The following is an 18,774-nucleotide window of genomic DNA, read 5'->3' on the forward strand; positions in this document are numbered from 1 at the left end:
TAGCTTTCCACAAATTTTAAAAGGAAGTCGAAGCAGCATTCCGTCGTTTTTAGGGTTTGACAGCTTATTAATCATTTTACCTTTTGTAAAGGGTACTATAAAAAGTAAGGCTAAGTCCTCTATGTTTTCCATTTCATTCATAACATTCACCTATATATATGTGATGTTAACCTGTATTTTATTTTTTAGTTCAAAAGAATTGATTCTGATTCCACAACCTATTTTATATTTATTTAAATCAATTACAATTTTTGGAGTCATAGAGAGGTTGGATCTTATTATTGTTTCATTATGGATTGTTATGATGATGACCAGTTATGTTTCCTATATTTATCTAACAAATATTGGATTTTGTACGCTATTTCATTTAAATAAACGAACCATTCCAACAACCATCATTACAATTCTTGTTTATTTTCTTGTTCTGTTCATTCCGGTATCAAAAGAATCAATTATTACGCAGTTTAAAATGATAACTATTTTAAGTTCCATTTTTTCAGTAGGAATACCGTTATTGGCTATCATTTCGTCCTTCCTTTTCCAACGGAAAGAAAAGAATGAAGGGGAACCTCTATGGTGAGAGGAAAAGATTTTTTAATATTGATGGTTTTGCTTGTCCTGACAGGATGCTGGGATGAAAAGCTCTTAAAGGATAGCTCGCTTGTTTTAAGTATTGGTCTCGATTTAGCGAAAAACGACAAAATTAAAGCTACAACTGCAATCCGAACAAGCAAAATCATTTCTGGCGGTCAAAGTGAGTCTATTAATTACATAGTTGAGGAAATATCAAATACTATTAGGGAAACAAGATTAGAAGTGGACAAACAAATTCCGGGTGTTTATGAACCAAATAAATTAAGAATCTTATTAATTGGGGACAAAATTGCAAGAAAGGACCTTTATCCTTACTTCGATGTCTTTTTTCGTGATCCTAGAAGTTCGCTTGCAGCAAAAGTAGCTGTAGTGAAAGGCCAAGCATCAGATATTATCAAAATGAAAAAATTAAAGGAAAATTTAATAAGTGAAGCCTTGATTGAGCTATTAAAAAGTGCGGAAGAACATACGATTGTTCCTGTAGAAAATCAACAGACGATTCTAACAAGTATGTTTGACGATGGAGAGGATTTTACGCTTCCGTATATGGAAAAATTAGATAAAGACACGGTCAAAGTTACCGGAGTGGCTCTATTTCACAAGAGAAGCTTTACAGGCAGAACGTTAAAAGGCAACAAACCAGTAATATTTTTAATGGCAAAAGGAGAAAAGCGCAAGGATATTAAGCTGACAGAAAGTCTAGAAACCAATGAGGGTAAAAAAGTAAAAAATTATGTCTCATTTTCCGTTTTGAAAACGAAAAGAAAGATGAATATAAAAATGGAAAATGGAAAGCCAGCTGCAACCATAAACCTTAAGCTGTTTATCGAAATAAATGAATATCCAAAAGGGTCATTATATGGTCAAAAAGAGGAGTCAGAACTTAATAAAAAAGTAGCTCAAAGCATTGAAAAAGAAGCGAATGCAATGGTGGATACGCTAAAAAGTGCTAATTGTGATGCATTTGGTATTGGTAGATATTTAATCGCTAATCATAATAAAGAGTGGAAAAAACTAAATTGGGAAGATGAATATCCTAGCATGCCCTTTAAAATAAACGTCAAGGTTGAAACAGTGAAAAGAGGGATTATATTTTGAACAGATAGTTCCAATAAATAACCCATCTATCGTGGTGAAGGCACATAATCCTTTCCGCGATTGATGGGTTATTTTATTGAAAAGTTAATCAATAATTCCCGTTTGTCGGATTTCTACATCCGCATTTATACGAACTTTTACGTTGGGATAATACATTTTCCATTGTTTTTCATTAAATCCGCGATAATGCTCTTTATATTTTGCTCCTAAACCGAGAGGGTCTACTTGATGGTTCTTAAAATGTGTGATGATTTTTAAGGCGCTTTTTTCCAATTCCTGTTCAACCTGTTTTTGATATTTCTTTTTATCAAATGTCTGTCTTTGTTTCTTTGAAGGAGCGAACTCTTGAAGTTTTGCTTTTATTTTGAGATAAATCGAAAACTCTGGTCTGCCGTTTACAATTTTTACTTTATACTTTGTCATTGAATTAATAGTTTCAAGAACCACCTTATCACGATTTTCCAAAATAAATTGGCGTAACCCATTCCTGTTTTTATCAACTAATGTTTTAAAAATAAAAAGGTCTTTCCTTGAAATAGAGGTAACATATTGATCATCCTTAAAAATGGCCAATCCAGTGATTCTGATGTTACTATCTGCTTTCTTTAGTAATGGTAAATAGGGATCCTGTCCTATTTGAAAATATTGAAATAAAAAGGTCTGTAAATCTGTTCGAGGAAGCAAGCCATATTGCATATTTTGGTCGAGCAATTCTTGTAAATAAATCGATACATTCTCCAATTTGTATTTCTTTATCTTTAGCAATTCAGTTGCATCACCATCAACAACAGCCATTTGCACAAGGCTTCCAATAGAGGGATCACGGTTTAACGTGTCGACAACATCATTAATACCATTCGTTGCTAATTTTTTCCCATAAAGTGCCAATCGAAGCTGTCCGCTTACCAATGGATATCTTGATTCGTTATTTAATTTGGTACGTATCTCCTTACTAGAATGGCCAAGGGCTGTTTTGACTTCGTTATAGGAGGATTTGTCTTTTTTAAAAATAGGAAATACTATCGTGCCCTTTATGCCCTTTTTTCCGGCCAGATCATACCCTACCCCCTGTGACATATTAATTTCATTAACGATATTTGTGGGGAGGAAGGAACATCCTGATAATAATAAAATAAGAAATAACCAAATTACTAACCGATTAACCATTTTGATTACTCCTCCGTAAAAAGGTAATTACAAGTAAGAGTATAGGGATATAGCCGTAAAAAATATATAAATTCATTTGAGTAATCATTTTATCCAGCATTTCCTTGAAGGTTTCGGGTATGAATTGAGAGATGACCACACTTATCAAGCTAAGGATGAGTAATGTATACTTTTGTTTCTTGCAAAATATCTTCTTTAAGCCTCTGCTCGAGCACCATAATAAAAGTGCAATCAATGAAGTGACAATAATTAAATACATAGAGATATATAAGTATTCAAACCGCTCTAAAAAGGATAGCTTAATTATTTTCGTTAAAGAAAGTTCCGGCCAAATCGTTGTTTTTAACTCTTTTTCACTATAAAAGGTAAAGGAAACAATAGAAGAGACCGTATATAGTAAAGTAGTAAACAGTACACCTAAATGAGCAAATTTTCTCGAGGCTTTAGAATCCCTTATAAATGGGTAGTACATCAATAATGCCTCGGTTCCCGCTAAAGTATACATCGAGCTTTTGGTCGAATCCATCATATCCATGAAAGAATGGTTCATAAGCGGCAGCAAATTGGCAAAATGAGCTATTTTTAACGGGAATATATAAAGGAAGATTAACAATAATTGCGGAAAAATAAACGAAATAAAAGAAACGCCGACAATTGCCCGAAATCCTCCTGATACAGAGTAGTACACTAATATTAGAAGTAAAGATGAAAGAATCCAAGATGGTATGGTAGGAAACATCCATACTTGAACGATTTCTATAAAACCAAGAAGAACAGATACACTGGCCAGCCAGTAATAAATGATGATGAAAAAGCTAAATAATTTGCCTAGAACATTTCCGAAAAGAATTGTATGAACATCAATTATATCCCCATCGACTTTTCCCAGAAGTTTATAACTAACCCATATAAAAGCTTGAACTAAACAACCGGCAGCGAGTACACCAATCCAGGCATCATATCCTGCTTTTTCGGCAATCGTTCTTTGAAATCCTAATATTCCAACACCAACCTGAGAATTGTAGATAATAAAGAAGACTAAATAAGGAGAAACTTGATGCCTAGTATTCGCTTGCAAATGAAATTCTCCTTTACGATTTATTCATAAAAATCGTTCATTGGCTCTGGTTTCCTTCCGGTACCAGTAGATTTCCTCTTCTTTTGGGACCTCAAGTTTTTGGGGTTTTCTTTTTGCATAGAAAAAGGAAGTCTCACCCACAAATCTTGAAAGGAAGTAGAACGTATTGGATACTGGCTTATATAAGGACGCCCTAATGACGTCAATCGCAGTAGATGAACTTGTATAAATTGGAAGGTTAAAAACACTCCAAACAAACCAAACCATTGGGCAAGAAAGATGGTTGGAAACTTTAAAAATCGGATGGTATTACTAAATTTATAAATAGGTGATGTATATGACGCCAAAGTTCCGAGTCCAACAAGAATAAGCAAAACATTACTTGTTAAGCCGGCTTCCACAACCGCTTGCCCGATTACTATTCCACCCACAACCCCAAGGGATTGGCCAATTTTAAGCGGAAGTCGGATTCCGGCCTCTTTTACCATTTCAATCATTAATTCTAAAAAAAGTGCCTCCAAGAATGGGGGAAAGGGTACCGATTCTCTTGAACCGACAAGCGTCTCCAATAATCGAGCAGGAATCAATTCATAATGATAAGTCATAATGGCTACATACATCGGAGTTACCATACCCGAGAGAAATATGGCTAGTAATCGTAATAAACGAAAGAAATTTCCAATAATCCAGGAGTAAGTATAATCCTCCATTGCAATAAAAGATTCCATTAAGGTAACGGGAAGAATGACTAAATTTGGTGAACCATCGACAGCAATGATTATCTTTCCTTCTGTTAATCCAGCAGCTACCCGATCTGCTCGTTCCGTTGAAATCGATTGAGGAAACAAAGAATTTGAATTGTCCTCAATCATCGAAGAGATGTAAGAACTATCTTGTATATGGTCATATTGAATATCGTTTATTCTTTGGATGACGGTGTTTACATTTTCCGGATCAGCAATTCCATCCATGTATAGTACTGCTACTCTAGTTTTTGATAGTTCGCCAACCTTCATTTCATGGACGAGCAGTTCTGGAACAGGGAGTCTTTTACGGATAAGATTAATATTGGTGTCTAATTCTTCAATAAATCCAACCTGCGGGCCTAATGCAGAGGATTCCATCGTTGGCATGCCAACATCACGAAATTTACTGTTTGCAATATTGATTAATAAACATTCTTTATCATGTTGTTGCTTTTGAACAGCCAAGGACCCATTCATAATGCTTTGGATGATTTTCTCTTCATCCCTGGTTAAGATAATCTCCTGGACAGGGATTCTACTTTTTAATTCCTCTAGTGGAAGTGGTTCCTGTAAATAGGGCAGAACATCCTGGTGTAAAATGTCCGATGAAATAAGGGTACGATAATATGAAATCCAAAAAGGCTCTTCTTCTCTTAAGGAAGTATGCTCATGAACGAAATCATTCGATTTGGATAATCTTTCAAGCCAATTTTGATCATTTGTTTTGTGGGAGGTCTTGCTATTGTCCTTATCGCCATTTTTTATCTTCATCTAAATCCCTCTAAAATCATTTTTTTCATTTTGTGTAAAATGGGGGATTTTATTCAAATTTACATATATTATTCTGCTTACATTATTTTGGTAAACAAATAAAGGGGAAATAATGTTAATAGCTTTTTGTAAAAAAATGATAATGAATAAATATTTATTTTAGTTTTAAGAAAATGGATATGGTTCTTCTGATTTTTACCAATAAGAATTAAAAACACGTTTTAATTCATAAATGAGTTCTACAATAAAAACTCCCTTCATTTGGAAGGGAGTTTTCTTTAACACTAATCATTTTGAGATGAATAGGTCAGCATCCGGGAGTGGAATTTAAAATGTTCCAAAAATTTCTTTGTGTTTTTTGAAAATTTATTATGAACGGAGCGGACCCATCCTAGACCTATTGTTTCTTGGTCATACTCTACTATTTCAACAGGGACTATTTCACCGCTTAAAACATCTGGATTATTTAACAAAGTAAAATCAGGTACGATAGTAACTCCTAAGCCTTCCGCAATCGCCTTTTTAATTACTTCTGTATTATCTGATGTAAATAATATATTCATAGGTCCAAATTTACTTATTAACTTACTTGCAAATTGTTTTACATAATCACCATTATATAAAATAACATTTTGAGACATCAGTTGTTGAGGAGTTATGGTTTTAGTTATTGCAAATGGTGACTTTTTGCTAACGGATACCATCATCTTTCCTTCAAGGATTACTTCAAAAAGTAAATCTTCTCTTTTTTTCAATAAATCTTCGTAAATCGTAATTAGCCCAATGTCAATTTGATTATTTTGCACATGCTCGATAATATGCTGGACCGGTTTTTCTGAAATTTCTATATCCACATTTGGGTAGGCATGTTTATAAGAAGATAAAGGTTCTAACAGGAACAGCATAAATCCGGGAATAGATGATAATTTTAAGTTTCCAGAATTGACTGTGTTATAAGTTTGAGCTGCTTCTTTAAATTCTTGAAGCTTCATAATTACTTCATATGCCTTTTTAATCAGCGTTTTTCCTTCATCGGTTGGAACGGCACCAAGTCGTCGGTGGCGTTTAAATATTTTTACGCCCAACTCCTCTTCTAATCTAGTAATGGATTGACTGATTCCCGATTGAGAAACATGCAGGGTTTCTGCTGCGATCGAAATAGATCCTGTTTCTGCAACCTTTACAATATATTCCAATTGCTCGATATGCATAAATTTCTCCTTTAAATATAGAAGCTGAACTTCTATATACTTCATTAATGGTTGATTTATTTCAGTGTAAATTATATATATAATAAATTCAAGGAAATCTTAATTTTCTAAAAAATAAAAGGAGGAAAGGAAAAGGATGTCTTTGAATTTGAATGTTAATTTAAAGAACAGTGCAGCAAGATTTCCAAATCGCACTGCCTATACATTTCTGAATCAAAGTAAAACATATGCAGAACTTGATAAATTGGTAGATTGTGCTGCATCAGCCCTATCTGCCGCAGGAGTCGCAAAGGGTGATAGAGTCGCTCTATTGCTTGGTAATTGTCCTGAATTTGTAATTGCTTACTATGGGATTCTTCGGGCAGGTGCAGTGGTTGTTCCAATTAATCCTGCTTACACTGCGGGAGAAATTTCCTATATTTTATCGAATAGCCAAGCAGTAGGTGTTATTGCTCATTCATGGTTGGAAGTGACAATTGCTCCGTTAAGAGTAAAACTAGAAAAGTTGAAAATGACCATCTATACAGATTCAAGTGAAAACGATTGGCCTTGGGAGTGTCTCATTCAGGAACCAAAAGAAGCTTTTGAAAGCCCTTTCATCGAAGATGATGACTTGGCGGTCATTCTTTATACTTCCGGTACAACAGGTAAGCCGAAAGGTGCGATGCTATCCCATCGGAATATGGCATCCAATGTAGCTTCCATGTCCCAGCTTACCGAATTTACTGAAGAAGATCGTATCATTGCGGTTCTTCCGATGTTTCATGTGTTTAGTATCGCGACATGTATCAATATTCCGATTGCTTGCGGGGCAGCCATTGTCATTGTTCCGAAATTTAGCCCAACCGAAGTGATCAACACGATTAGAAGAGAGAAAGCGACGCTTTTTGCTGGGGTTCCGACCATGTTTAGCTTTTTGTTACAGGTGCCAGGGGCGACGGCAGAAGACTTTTCGGCGATACGGGCTTGCTTTTCAGGCGGTGCTTCGATTCCAGTTGAATTATTACATAGATTCGAAGAGAAGTTTAATGTCCACGTATTAGAGGGTTATGGCCTATCAGAAACGGCTCCTGTAACAGCTTTCAATCCGTTACGGGGAACAAGAAAACCAGGCTCTGTGGGAATAGATATACCGGAAGTGAAGAATAAAGTGGTGGATCTGAATGGAGTGGAAGTTCCAAGAGGCGAAATCGGCGAATTAATTGTAAAAGGTCCCAATGTGATGATTGGCTATTTAGGAATGCAGGAAGCTACATCTTCTGCTTTGAAAGATGGCTGGTTTTATACCGGTGATCTAGCACGAATGGATGATGAAGGATACATTTATATCGTTGACCGTAAGAAAGATATGATTCTCGTTGGAGGATACAATGTCTATCCGAGAGAAGTCGAAGAGGTATTATACCAACACCCGGCCATAGTGGAAACGGCGGTGATCGGAGTTCCGGATAAAGAATACGGAGAGATCGTGAAGGCATTTGTGGTCATTAATGATGAGGGTATCACGATGGATGACATCCTATATTTCTGCCAGGACAAGCTTGCAAAGTACAAGCTGCCAAAACAAGTGGAAATTATGAAGGAATTACCTAAGAACAGCACAGGAAAGATTTTGAGAAGAGCTTTGCGTGTTGAACAAGTGGAAGTTTATTAGTTTGACCGGGAACTTTTTTAAAAAAAATATGATTGGTTTTTAAAAAATAAGGAGGAATTGCTATGAAAGCAGCAGTGCAAACATTGGAATTTCCACTTTTTATAAACGGGGAGTGGAAGCCTGCGTTAAGCGGAGAAACGTTTGAGGTAATAAACCCTGCAACTGGTGAAGTGGCAGCAAAGGTGGCAAAAGCCGGGAAAGAAGATGTGGAGGCGGCTATTTCATCTGCCCGCCAGGCTTTTGATACGGGAGTATGGTCTAAAAAATCCCCACAGGAACGTGCTAAAGTACTAATCAAATTTGGCAACAAGATTATTGAACATGCTGAAGAATTGGGTTACTTGGAGTCAATTAGTTCAGGAGCAACTGTTCGACGAATCTCAAACATGGACATCTTATCCATTGTCGATCTCTTACAGCAAACAGCAAAGTTCACTGTTGAGTATCCGTATGTCGAATCCCTTCCTACGTTACCATTCCCTGGACCAAGCAATAACCAGGTCTGGCGGGAACCGCTTGGAGTTGTAGCTGCCATAACCGCGTGGAATTTTCCTATGATTCTAGCGATGTGGAAATTGGCTCCGGCACTCGCAATGGGGAACTCAATCGTCGTCAAACCAGCATCCAATACACCATTGTCTACCTTGAAATTAGCGGAATTGGCTGCTGAAGCAGGAATACCAGCAGGTGTCTTTAATGTGGTATCTGGCCCTGGAGCCAGCATTGGAGAAGCGCTAGTGACCCATCCAGGTGTGGACAAAGTTGCGTTTACCGGTTCTACCGAAGTCGGGAGCCGCATTATGCAGATGGCAGCCGGAACGGTAAAACGCGTCACCCTTGAGTTAGGCGGTAAATCACCAGCCATCGTGATGCCGGATGCTGACTTGAGTATTACTATTCCAGGCATTTTATTCGGATTCTTATCACACTCTGGACAAGTTTGTGAATCAGGCACTCGTGTTCTCGTCCATGATTCCATATATGAACAAGTCATTGAACAATTAGCTGAACTTGCCAGCTCGATTACAATTGGAAATCCATTAGATATCGCAACAGGTATGGGGCCGCTCGTATCACAGCAGCAATTGGAAACCGTTCTTTCTTATATTGAATCTGGTATTCAAGAAGGGGCACGATTGGTTTGCGGAGGAAAGCGCAGGATCGTAGAAGGATTTGAAAATGGATATTATGTTGAACCGACCATTTTTGCCGATGTTCAAAATGACATGAAGATTGCGAGAGAGGAAATTTTTGGACCTGTTCTTTCCGTCATTCGTTACTCCACTGTTGAGGAGGCAATCGAAATTGCGAACGATACCATTTATGGACTAGCAGGCGGCGTATGGTCTAAGGATGTAAATAAAGCCATGCAAATTGCCCGTGAATTAAAGGCAGGAACGATTTGGATCAATGATTGGCATATGCTCCGAAGTGATGCGCCATTTGGCGGATACAAGCAAAGCGGTTTTGGCCGGGAATTAGGACGCCATGCATTGGATGAATATTCTCAACTCAAGCATGTCCACTGCTCACTCGTGCCTGAAGTAAGCCAAAGACCATGGTATCAAATATTATTGTGATAATTTTATCAATACAAATCTAAAAAGCAGGTGATTTAATGTCGACATCATTTTTTCAATTTTCTGTACGAACGGTTGTCAATAGCGGGGCGGGATCTAGGACATTGCTTCCTGAGATGATTAAAGGGCTTGGCGGTAAAAGGGCTGTGCTTTACACGGATAAAGGGTTAACCCAAGCCGGAATTACAAAGAAAATTAAAGAATTGTTTGAAATCATGCCTGGTACGCCAGCGCTAGTCGGGGTGTTTGATGAAATCGAACAGGATGCAAAGGGCGGAATTATTAATCGGGGGGCACGTTTTTTTAAAGAGTGCAACGGTGATGCCTTGATCGCTCTTGGCGGCGGCAGCGTCTTGGATACAGTAAAAGGGATTAAGTGGATGCTTCATAAAGGCTTAGATGATATTCGTGATTCTCTTCTTACCGGAAATGTGATGGAATGGTGGCCAGAAGCCAATTATATTCCGATTCCGCATGTAGCCATTGCGACAACGGCGGGAACAGGTGCGGAGGTATCACCAGTAGCAGTTATCCTTAATGAAAATCTAGGAATTAAATCAAACCTGATTCATCCATTCATCAATGCGGATATGGCGATTTTGGACCCGGATTTAACATTAGGACTTCCTCCTAAAATCACCGCGTTTACTGGATTTGATGCTTTGACACATGCAGTGGAAGCTTATTTTTCACCGAAGGCCAATCCGATGACAGATGCCTATGCCCTGCAATCAATTCGGATGATTGTAGACAATTTGCGTACTGCAGTTCACAATGGGGACGATCTTTCAGCCAGAGCGAATATGCTAATGGCAAGTTCGATGGCCATTTCTGCTTTCTGCTTATGCCTGAATGCCGTTCCAGTTCATAATATGGCACATGCGATCGGGGCAAAATTCAATATCCCGCACGGACTGGCTAATGCTGTGCTTTTGCCTAATGTAATGGAATCTTTGCCTGCATACTATTTGCCGCGAGTAACAGGATTTGCTCAAGCATTAGGTATTGCGAATCCATCAGAACAACCGGAAAAATGTTTAGAGGAAGTTATCCAATATATAAGAGATCTCCGCAAAGCTGTGAATTTACCTGACACTTTTGTGGAATTTGAATGTAATGAAGATAAGCTAAAACTTTTGGTGCCGGCTGTTCACCATGACCCAGCAGGAGTTTTCTTCAAGATCCCAGCCCCTACTATCACCAAAGTGATAAATGAAGTGTTCGCGTTAGAAGCAATAGAGGCTTAACACGAACATTGGTAATCTTGTAATACGGAAAACACTTGAAAACCTCCTGTTCTTGTATGGTCAAAGACCAACATTATGGCCAGGAAGTCAAAAGTGTTTTCCTTTTTTGTGAATTTAAAAATCAATAATCCTTGGAGGTTTACATGATAAGCAAACTATTAAATCAATCTAAATCCGCTACTTTATTTACAAAAAAGGCAAACCTAGCAGTGTACGAATCTCTAAATTTCGAAGATCTACAGGATTTTGAGGATGCGAACCGCGGTTTTATTGCACCTTTGGAATCTACTATCCTAAAAGATCATTCTGGGGAAGTCGTTTGGGACATTAATAAGTTAGAATTTCTAATCGACACTGCTCCAGAGACAGTGAACCCTAGTCTTTGGCGAAATGCTCAATTACAAGCTATATCTGGATTATTTGAAGTAGTAGAAGGAATTTATCAAGTGCGTGGACAATCCATGGCTACCACTTTCTTTTTTGAAGGAAAACAAGGAGTTATTGTCTGTGATACAGCAGGAAGTACAGAATCTGCTGAAGCTGCAATGGAAATATATTATAAACATCGTCCAAGAAAGCCTGTTTCAGCCATTATTATTAGTCAAAGCCATGCGGACCATTTTGGTGGTATCCAAGCCGTTCTAAAGTATGCGGATAATCCGTCAATTCCAATTATCGCTCCTCAACATTTTACAAAAGAAGCGTTAAGTGAAAATGTGCTTTTGGGTACCATTATGGCGCGTCGAGCCGAGTATCAGTTCGGTAAAAATATACCAGATGGCAGGGAAGGTTCGGTATCGATCGGTATAGGTAATACGATGAGTTCTGGATCAATGAGTTTTGCGCTTCCTACGGTTGAAATAGAAAACGAAATCCAAACGATGGAAATCGATGGTATAACGTTTCAATTCTTATTAACCCCAAACACGGAAGCACCTGCTGAAATGCATTTTTATATACGGGATTATAAAGCTTTATTTGTGTCAGAGAATGCCAATCAATTGATGCATCAAATTTATACGGTTAGAGGTGCAAAAACTCGGGATGCCCTGCATTGGGCTAATTCACTTGATAAAACCGTTGATTTATTTGAACATGAAGAGATTGATGCCTTGCTCATGATTCATGCATGGCCTGTTTGGGGTAAAGATCGTGCTTTAGGACATTTGAGATTGCAGCGCGATTTATATAAATATATGCATGACCAGACAGTCCGTTTAGCCAACCATGGATTTACTATGGAGGAAATAGCTGAAACAATCAAACTTCCAAAATCTTTAGATACGTATTGGGGGAATCGTGGATATTACGGTACGTTAAAGCATAATTCAAAGGGGATTTACAATTATTATTTGGGTTATTATAGTGCACATCCTTCCGATTTAGATCCACTACCACAAGTGGAAACAGGTCTAAAATATGTAGAATACATGGGTGGCGCGACCGCCATTTTGGAAAAAGCAAAAGTTGATTTTGAAAATGGGGAATACCGCTGGGTATCTCAAGTATTAAAAAATGTCGTAATGGCTGACCCAGAAAATACGGAAGCCAAAAATTTATTGGCAGATGCATACGAACAATTAGGATACCAAGCCGAATCAGCCAATTGGCGTAATATTTATCTTGTTGGTGCTTCCGAACTAAGGAATGGAATCAATAAAGATCCTGCCCCATTAGATGTTTCTGGAATTATCAACCATATGCCAATAGAAGATTTCTTAAAGCTGATTGCTGTTAAACTAAACGGACCCAAGGCAGAAGGTAAAAAAATAACGTTGAATGTAACTCTATCAGATATTAACCAAACCGTTGCTATTTATTTAGAAAACTCCGTTTTGATTTATAAGGCTGGAAAATTAGACGCTAATCCGGATGTTTCCTTAACCCTGGAACGATTAACATTCTTTGGGGTTGGACTCGGCTTGCTTTCACCAGAACAAGCAGCAGCAGCAGGTAAATTAAACATTTCTGGTGATCAAACAAAATTGAATGACTTTTTATCACTATTAGACGAGTTTGACAGATTATCCAATATCGTAACACCTTAATTAACAATAAGCACCTGCTTAAATTTATCCGCTTAAAGGTGAACAATGCAGGTGTTTCTTCCTTAGGTATAAAAAGTTAATGCCATTAAAAATTAAGAAATATTTGTTGAGAGGCAGGGGTACGAATGAAAGGTTGGACCAAATGGGTTATTTTACTTGCACTTTTTATTTTGTCTATTGTTAATTTTTCCGATAAATCCATTACAGGGTTAGCCGGAATTCATATTATGAAGGATTTGAATCTAACTTTCTCTCAATTTGGAATGGTAGGAAGCAGTTTTTTTTGGTTATTCCCATTAGCCGGAATATTAGGGGCTTCTTTATCTGATCGTTATGGAACAGAAAAATTATTGGTAGTTATGGCGATTATTTGGACCATTGCGCAATCAATGGTGATGTTTGTTTCTGGCCTTCCGCTACTTTTATTTAGCAGGGTATTACTAGGTATAGGAGAAGGTCCTTTTCAAGCAACCGCAACCAGTCATATTAGTAAATGGTTTAAACCGGAATCACGTGGATTAGCCATATCCATCCTGAATTTTGGCAATGTTGTGGGAATAGCGGTTTCAGCTCCAACTGTGGTTTATTTAATGTCAAATTTTGGTTGGAAACAAACGTTTTTAATTTCGGGCATTATTAGCTTTGTCTGGTTAATTGGCTGGCTCTGGCTCGGAAGACTTAAACCAAATGTTTTGTTTGAAGAAGAGGAAAGAAAACGGGAAAACAAACTAGAGACAAATGGAAAAGACAAGTGGAAAGCGTTACGATCTCCTATTTTTATTTTTACATCCTTAGCTGCATGTATCGGCTTTTCTTATATTGTCTTTGGAATTACCTTTAATCCCGCCTATCTAATGAAAGTTAAGGGGTTCACTGAACAACAGTCTGGAAAAATCATTGCTATATCTGGATTAATTGGCGCGATACTCGCATTAGTGATGGCAATCATTTCAGATCGTATTTACAAAAAAACTCTAAATTTATGGAAGTCGAGAATTCTTTTTTCTGCCAGTAGTCTGATCCTAGGAGGCTTTATATACGCGTTATATCCCCTAGTTACTGGAAAGGGTTCAATCATCATTATCCTTTCTATCGTGTATACGTTAGTGGCTGCAGCTGGAAATCTTAATCCAGCAGTAATCATTAGTTTATATCCTGAACGGAGAGGCCTTATGACAGGAACTTATTATGGAATCATGACATCATCAGGTATTTTTGCTCCCCTTATTTTTGGAAAGCTCATTCAATCTTCAGGTGCAAATCCAGCTGTGGGTTTTAGCTCATCTATTTATGGAATCTCTGTTGCAATGGTGGTTACAGCGATGTGCATGTTCCTTTTCGCAAAGCCAAAACAAAGAAGTGCAACAAAGAATGAAAAAAGAACAGTCAACCTCTAATGGCAACTTTGATTAGAGATTATTTCAATCGGAATCATTAAGAACCTAGATTTCAAACTAAACCAAATATATTTTTATTAAGGATGTGCGTAATGTGGCTGTAAAAAAAGAAAATCAAAAAAAATCAACAGAAGAAATCACTGTCGATGGCGTAAATGGACCATCGCTTTCTAGCCTAGACCTGCTCTGGAGATATGGATATCAAGAATTAGATGAATGGGCAAAGTGTGCTGAACATCGCGACGAAGTCTTCTCGAAACGACTCTCTGAAGGTGTACAACGGAATCAGGGAAATATAAAAGCAATTGCAGAGCAATTTACAAAGGAATTTACTGAATGGGAAAAGACTGCAAGAGAACAATTTTTAATGTCAACCACCACCTTGCAGCATTTCTTTCCGATTCAGTCTTATGAGGAAATGAATGCGCAAATGGATCAGATTCAAAAGAGTGTATTGACTCCCTTAAGTACTCCTAGTCAAACGATTGCAAATTTCCAGGCGATTGAGAAATACCTAGAAATGATTGATCAATATATGGATCTTAGGAAAAAAGGAAGATTGCAATATATCCAAGCTGTTAAACAAGCAGGAAATCCGATTTATGAATTTCAAAAAGGGTTTGTTAATCTGTTTACAACACCATTCAAAGACCTTATTTTCCCGCTAAATAAATATATGGAAAAAGAACCTACAAAGTCTTAATTTAAGGAGAGCAACTATGTCAAATGAAAAAACCTTTGATCCATTTTTTGGTTTCAACCAATTGAGTGAAATGTGGGACAAACAAGTAAATGGCCTATTATATAACCTAGCAAACAACGAAGAATTTGTTCGCACAGCAGGTTTTGGCCTCAATTCCTATTCATTTTATCTAGAGCGACTTAGAAAGAACCAAGAGCAAATTGCGGCACTAATGAATATTCCGACAAAGAAAGATGTCGCTAATGCCGCAAAGCTATCTATTCAAACAGAAGAAAAAATTGATATTTTAGAAGAACAAATTTGGAAATTACAAGACACTGTAAGCTCCATTACTAAAGAAAATTCAGGAATGTTCGAAGAAGTAGTCAATATTGTCATGCAAATGAAGAATGAATTCCAAAAGATGTCCAAAGAGGTGGCGGAAACGCAAAAAATGAATGCTGACCTTCAGGAATTGCGGAAAGAAATAGAGAGAGATCTCATCGAAATACGGCGGGAAAAGCAGAAAAAAGAACCGGAAAAGAAGCAGGATAAAGAACTGGTGCTCACCGGTATTAATAAATAACATTGAAGAGAGCTGTGATTATAATGAACGCATTTGGAACAAACCTTTTTCCAAATTTAAACTTAGAAAAAGAAACGAAACGGTGGAACCAGCTTTATAAAATTATGACCGAGCCAAAGCCAGAGATTGTGCCTACACCAAGAAAGACAGTCTGGAAGAAAAATAAAGCAACCTTATGGTATCATCCTGCAAAGGAAAAAAGACATGCCATCCCAGTATTTCTAGTCTACTCTTTGTTAAATAAGGCGTACATTCTTGATATCGGTGAAGGAAGCAGTGTTGTAGGCGGACTTACCGAGCGCGGCTATGATGTCTACCTATTGGATTGGGGATCCCCTGGGCTTGAAGATGCTGACATCAGCCTTGAAAATTATATCATTGATTATTTGGAGAACGCCCTTAAACGAGCTTTAAGACATTCAGGTGCAAAGGAAATATCCCTTGCCGGTTATTGCCTGGGTGGAACCATTGCGGCTATCTTGACTTCCATAACAGAACTGCCAATTAAGAATTTATCCCTCGCAGCCGTTCCAATCGATTTTAGTATCGGCATCTTTCCTGATAAATTACTGGAAGCACTACAAAAAGGGCAGCTAGGTCTTGACCGTTTTGCCGATTCATATGGGACAATTCCATCAGAAATTATGTATTTGATATTTAGGATGGTATCACCGGGTATTGCAAGTTCTAAAATCAATCTCTTCACCCGTGCACATGATGAGAAATATGTAGAAAAGTGGCGCCGAATGGATAAGTGGACGAAGGACTCTACTTCGTTTGCAGGTGCTGCATTCAAACAGCTGTTTAACGATCTCTATCAAGAGAACAAACTCATAAAGGGAGAATTGGTGATTGGCGGCAGAAAGGTGGATTTAAAGAATATAAACTGCCCGCTTTTTGTATTCTCCTGCTCACGTGATACAATTATATTAGAGAAGCAAAGTCTACCGTTGATGGACCTTGTTTCAAGTAAAGATAAATCTTATGAGGTTTATGAAGGTGGACATGTTTCGCTTGCATTGACCGGGGTATTCGCTGAAGTTTGGGATAAGTGGCTTTCGGCTCGATCAGAGGAAATTGGGGAAGTACTTGTATAATTTTTATTTACAAGAAATAGCGGAAAGGATTCTAATCCTTCCCGCTTATCTTTTTTTAGGCAGCATTTATTTGCTGATACTCATACCCAAGGTATAATTTACGATTTATGCAGATTATCTTATTGATGACCATGTAAGAAATCTGGAACAATTTTCTGGCCGAGGAATTTTATTTACAGCACCACATAATATTAACTTTAAAAACTGTTAGAGACCTAGTTACAATTATTTTATAAATAAAGGCATGTCACTGTATGTGGCATGCCTCTTCTATTTAATGATTAATCAAAACATGGGCCATTTTTAAGGCTTTACCATTTTGTTTCTTTTTAAAATAATAATTAAACAATTCTTTTTTTGAACGTTTAATTAAATAGACAATCCCCAATTTTTCAAACAACGGTAATGAATGTTCGGACAAGTATTGATGGTATTCCCGTTCTTTATCTTGAATTAAATAACTAAGTAAGGTAAATAAGTTTATAAATAATTGGTCATTTTTATTTAAAGCTGTTTCAAGTCCTTCATTTGCCAGTTGTAATAATTCATCCTTTGGAAGTAACCCCCCATAATATGCACTGTTTATATACCCTTCTAGAGAAAGTAAGTATGGGCTTGATACACGATCTTTAAGACTCATTGACTCTTTATAGTATTTATTAGCTGGTTCATAATTTTTTCTTCTAAAGTGTTCAAAAGCTAAGTTGTGTATTACCTTTGCTTTTCGAGCAGGTGAATGACAAAGGTCACAGCTTTTGATTAAGCTTTCAAACCTCTGAATAGTCTCTTTAAAATCTCCATCATCTTTTACTTGAATCACCATAAGCATTTCTGCATCAATCACTCTAAGATAGTTATTAATTTCTTTAAAATATTGACGCGACTTATCTGCGAAAAAATAAGCCATAACAGGTGATTCAATGGAATGATAAGCGACTGCTAAATGATAGGTATATTCCTTGTTATCGTAAACTGCCTCATCAATTGATTTTAATGCTTGAATTGCCTTGAGGTTTTCATGTTTTGCTAAATAGTAAACTCCTAAAACGTGTTTGAACAGATTAGCTTCGTAAGATGATAATTTATCTTCTTTCTTTTGGATTTCAGCGATGATGTCTGATGCTTCCTCGGTCAAATTATGCGTTAGTAAATACCTGACCCGAAGTAACTTATAAAAATTAATATAATCAGAGATTTGAATTAATTCTTCTTGCTCAAGTTCTTGATTAATAAGATCCATTTCTTCAAATAATTGCATGATAATAACATCATGCCAATTATGTAAGCGCTTTTTTATATTTTTAAGTTTTGTTATTTCATTTTCGATATTTATTCCTAGACGCTCGGATAAAAGAGTGATAATTTCAGGTGCATATTCAGTATGTAAACGCTCAATTTTACTAATATGTGTTCCAGAACAAATCCCGTATCCTAATTCCTCTTGGGTAATTTGGTATTTTTCGCGGTAAAACCTAATGATTTTCCCCTCATACATAATGAATTTCTCCTTCTAGAAAAATTTTATCTTGATGTGTTCGAGAATTAGGAAAAACAAGATTCCCCCAAGTACAAAGATGATTTTTTTAATATAGTTCAAAAAATGTCATATAAAAGTAATCTAACAGTTTAAGATTTTACAAAAAAAACGTTCAATTCTTCAAAATTTGACAATGCTTTACAGGAATCATGACAAATTATGCAGTGATGTTAGAACGACTTGATGAAAAATTCCCCCAATTTGCCGAGAACAAAAATCAAGTACAATATGAATTAATAGAGTAGTCTAATTATTCTCACTCTTATTTTACACTATCTTTC

15 protein-coding genes and 1 pseudogene are annotated in these 18,774 nt (G+C 37.0%); 11 read left to right on the top strand and 5 right to left on the bottom strand.

What is annotated here, in order from left to right; translation table 11 throughout:
* The first annotated feature begins 13 nt into the window (after positions 1 to 13).
* Together V7161_RS17375 and V7161_RS17380 are read left to right on the top strand one after the other, a co-directional pair.
* Positions 14 to 580 carry a GerAB/ArcD/ProY family transporter gene (locus tag V7161_RS17375; RefSeq protein WP_335714230.1) on the top strand — a complete coding sequence of 189 codons (567 nt, stop codon included), beginning with the start codon at positions 14 to 16 and terminating at the stop codon, positions 578 to 580.
* A complete protein-coding gene (locus V7161_RS17380) occupies positions 574 to 1,692 on the top strand; it encodes a Ger(x)C family spore germination protein (RefSeq protein WP_335714214.1) in 1,119 nt (372 codons plus the stop codon). Before V7161_RS17375 ends, V7161_RS17380 begins: the two co-directional genes overlap by 7 nt.
* Before the next feature lie 84 nt (positions 1,693 to 1,776).
* Here the strand turns inward: V7161_RS17380 and V7161_RS17385 are convergent, their stop codons facing one another.
* The 4 genes from V7161_RS17385 to V7161_RS17400 all read right to left on the bottom strand — a co-directional run bounded on the left by V7161_RS17385 (position 1,777) and on the right by V7161_RS17400 (position 6,665).
* Positions 1,777 to 2,859, bottom strand: coding sequence for a Ger(x)C family spore germination protein (locus V7161_RS17385; protein WP_335714215.1), 1,083 nt, complete (start codon positions 2,857 to 2,859; stop codon positions 1,777 to 1,779).
* Complete coding sequence (locus tag V7161_RS17390) at positions 2,852 to 3,937, bottom strand: GerAB/ArcD/ProY family transporter (protein ID WP_335714216.1); 1,086 nt, start codon at positions 3,935 to 3,937, stop codon at positions 2,852 to 2,854. Before V7161_RS17390 ends, V7161_RS17385 begins: the two co-directional genes overlap by 8 nt.
* A gap of 20 nt (positions 3,938 to 3,957) precedes the next feature.
* Entirely contained in the window at positions 3,958 to 5,454 is a 1,497-nt protein-coding gene (locus V7161_RS17395) for a spore germination protein (RefSeq protein ID WP_335714217.1), read from the bottom strand.
* 284 nt (positions 5,455 to 5,738) lie between these two features.
* Positions 5,739 to 6,665: a LysR family transcriptional regulator gene (locus V7161_RS17400; RefSeq protein ID WP_335714218.1), complete on the bottom strand. Its 927-nt coding sequence runs from the start codon at positions 6,663 to 6,665 to the stop codon at positions 5,739 to 5,741.
* 136 nt (positions 6,666 to 6,801) lie between these two features.
* On the opposite strand from V7161_RS17400, the gene V7161_RS17405 reads away from it, so the two are divergent.
* From V7161_RS17405 to V7161_RS17445, 9 genes and pseudogenes are all read left to right on the top strand, one after another.
* Positions 6,802 to 8,319 (top strand): long-chain-fatty-acid--CoA ligase, encoded by a 1,518-nt coding sequence (locus V7161_RS17405; protein ID WP_335714219.1) that lies wholly within the window; start codon positions 6,802 to 6,804, stop codon positions 8,317 to 8,319.
* 62 nt (positions 8,320 to 8,381) lie between these two features.
* Positions 8,382 to 9,899 carry an aldehyde dehydrogenase family protein gene (locus tag V7161_RS17410; protein ID WP_335714220.1) on the top strand — a complete coding sequence of 506 codons (1,518 nt, stop codon included), beginning with the start codon at positions 8,382 to 8,384 and terminating at the stop codon, positions 9,897 to 9,899.
* A gap of 38 nt (positions 9,900 to 9,937) precedes the next feature.
* Positions 9,938 to 11,146: an iron-containing alcohol dehydrogenase gene (locus tag V7161_RS17415; protein WP_335714221.1), complete on the top strand. Its 1,209-nt coding sequence runs from the start codon at positions 9,938 to 9,940 to the stop codon at positions 11,144 to 11,146.
* A gap of 143 nt (positions 11,147 to 11,289) precedes the next feature.
* Positions 11,290 to 13,194 (top strand): alkyl/aryl-sulfatase, encoded by a 1,905-nt coding sequence (locus tag V7161_RS17420; RefSeq protein ID WP_335714222.1) that lies wholly within the window; start codon positions 11,290 to 11,292, stop codon positions 13,192 to 13,194.
* A gap of 125 nt (positions 13,195 to 13,319) precedes the next feature.
* A complete protein-coding gene (locus V7161_RS17425; RefSeq protein ID WP_335714223.1) occupies positions 13,320 to 14,591 on the top strand; it encodes an MFS transporter in 1,272 nt (423 codons plus the stop codon).
* A 94-nt stretch (positions 14,592 to 14,685) separates the two neighbouring features.
* Positions 14,686 to 15,294, top strand: coding sequence for a hypothetical protein (locus V7161_RS17430; RefSeq protein ID WP_335714224.1), 609 nt, complete (start codon positions 14,686 to 14,688; stop codon positions 15,292 to 15,294).
* A 16-nt stretch (positions 15,295 to 15,310) separates the two neighbouring features.
* Positions 15,311 to 15,859 carry a polyhydroxyalkanoate biosynthesis repressor PhaR gene (locus V7161_RS17435; RefSeq protein ID WP_335714225.1) on the top strand — a complete coding sequence of 183 codons (549 nt, stop codon included), beginning with the start codon at positions 15,311 to 15,313 and terminating at the stop codon, positions 15,857 to 15,859.
* A gap of 23 nt (positions 15,860 to 15,882) precedes the next feature.
* On the top strand, positions 15,883 to 16,956 hold the full coding sequence (locus tag V7161_RS17440; protein WP_335714226.1) for an alpha/beta fold hydrolase: 1,074 nt from the start codon (positions 15,883 to 15,885) through the stop codon (positions 16,954 to 16,956).
* Between the two features lie 103 nt (positions 16,957 to 17,059).
* Positions 17,060 to 17,167: pseudogene (locus V7161_RS17445) on the top strand (5' nucleotidase, NT5C type); the annotation flags it as partial.
* Positions 17,168 to 17,230: 63 nt separating this feature from the next.
* Here V7161_RS17445 and V7161_RS17450 read toward each other — a convergent pair.
* The gene (locus tag V7161_RS17450; RefSeq protein WP_335714227.1) at positions 17,231 to 18,451 is read right to left on the bottom strand and encodes a helix-turn-helix domain-containing protein; all 1,221 of its coding nucleotides are present in this window, start codon (positions 18,449 to 18,451) and stop codon (positions 17,231 to 17,233) included.
* Positions 18,452 to 18,774 lie beyond the last annotated feature (323 nt).

The organism is Neobacillus drentensis, from assembly GCF_036965425.1.
In the GTDB taxonomy this organism is placed as follows: Bacteria; Bacillota; Bacilli; order Bacillales; family Cytobacillaceae; genus Neobacillus; species Neobacillus drentensis_F.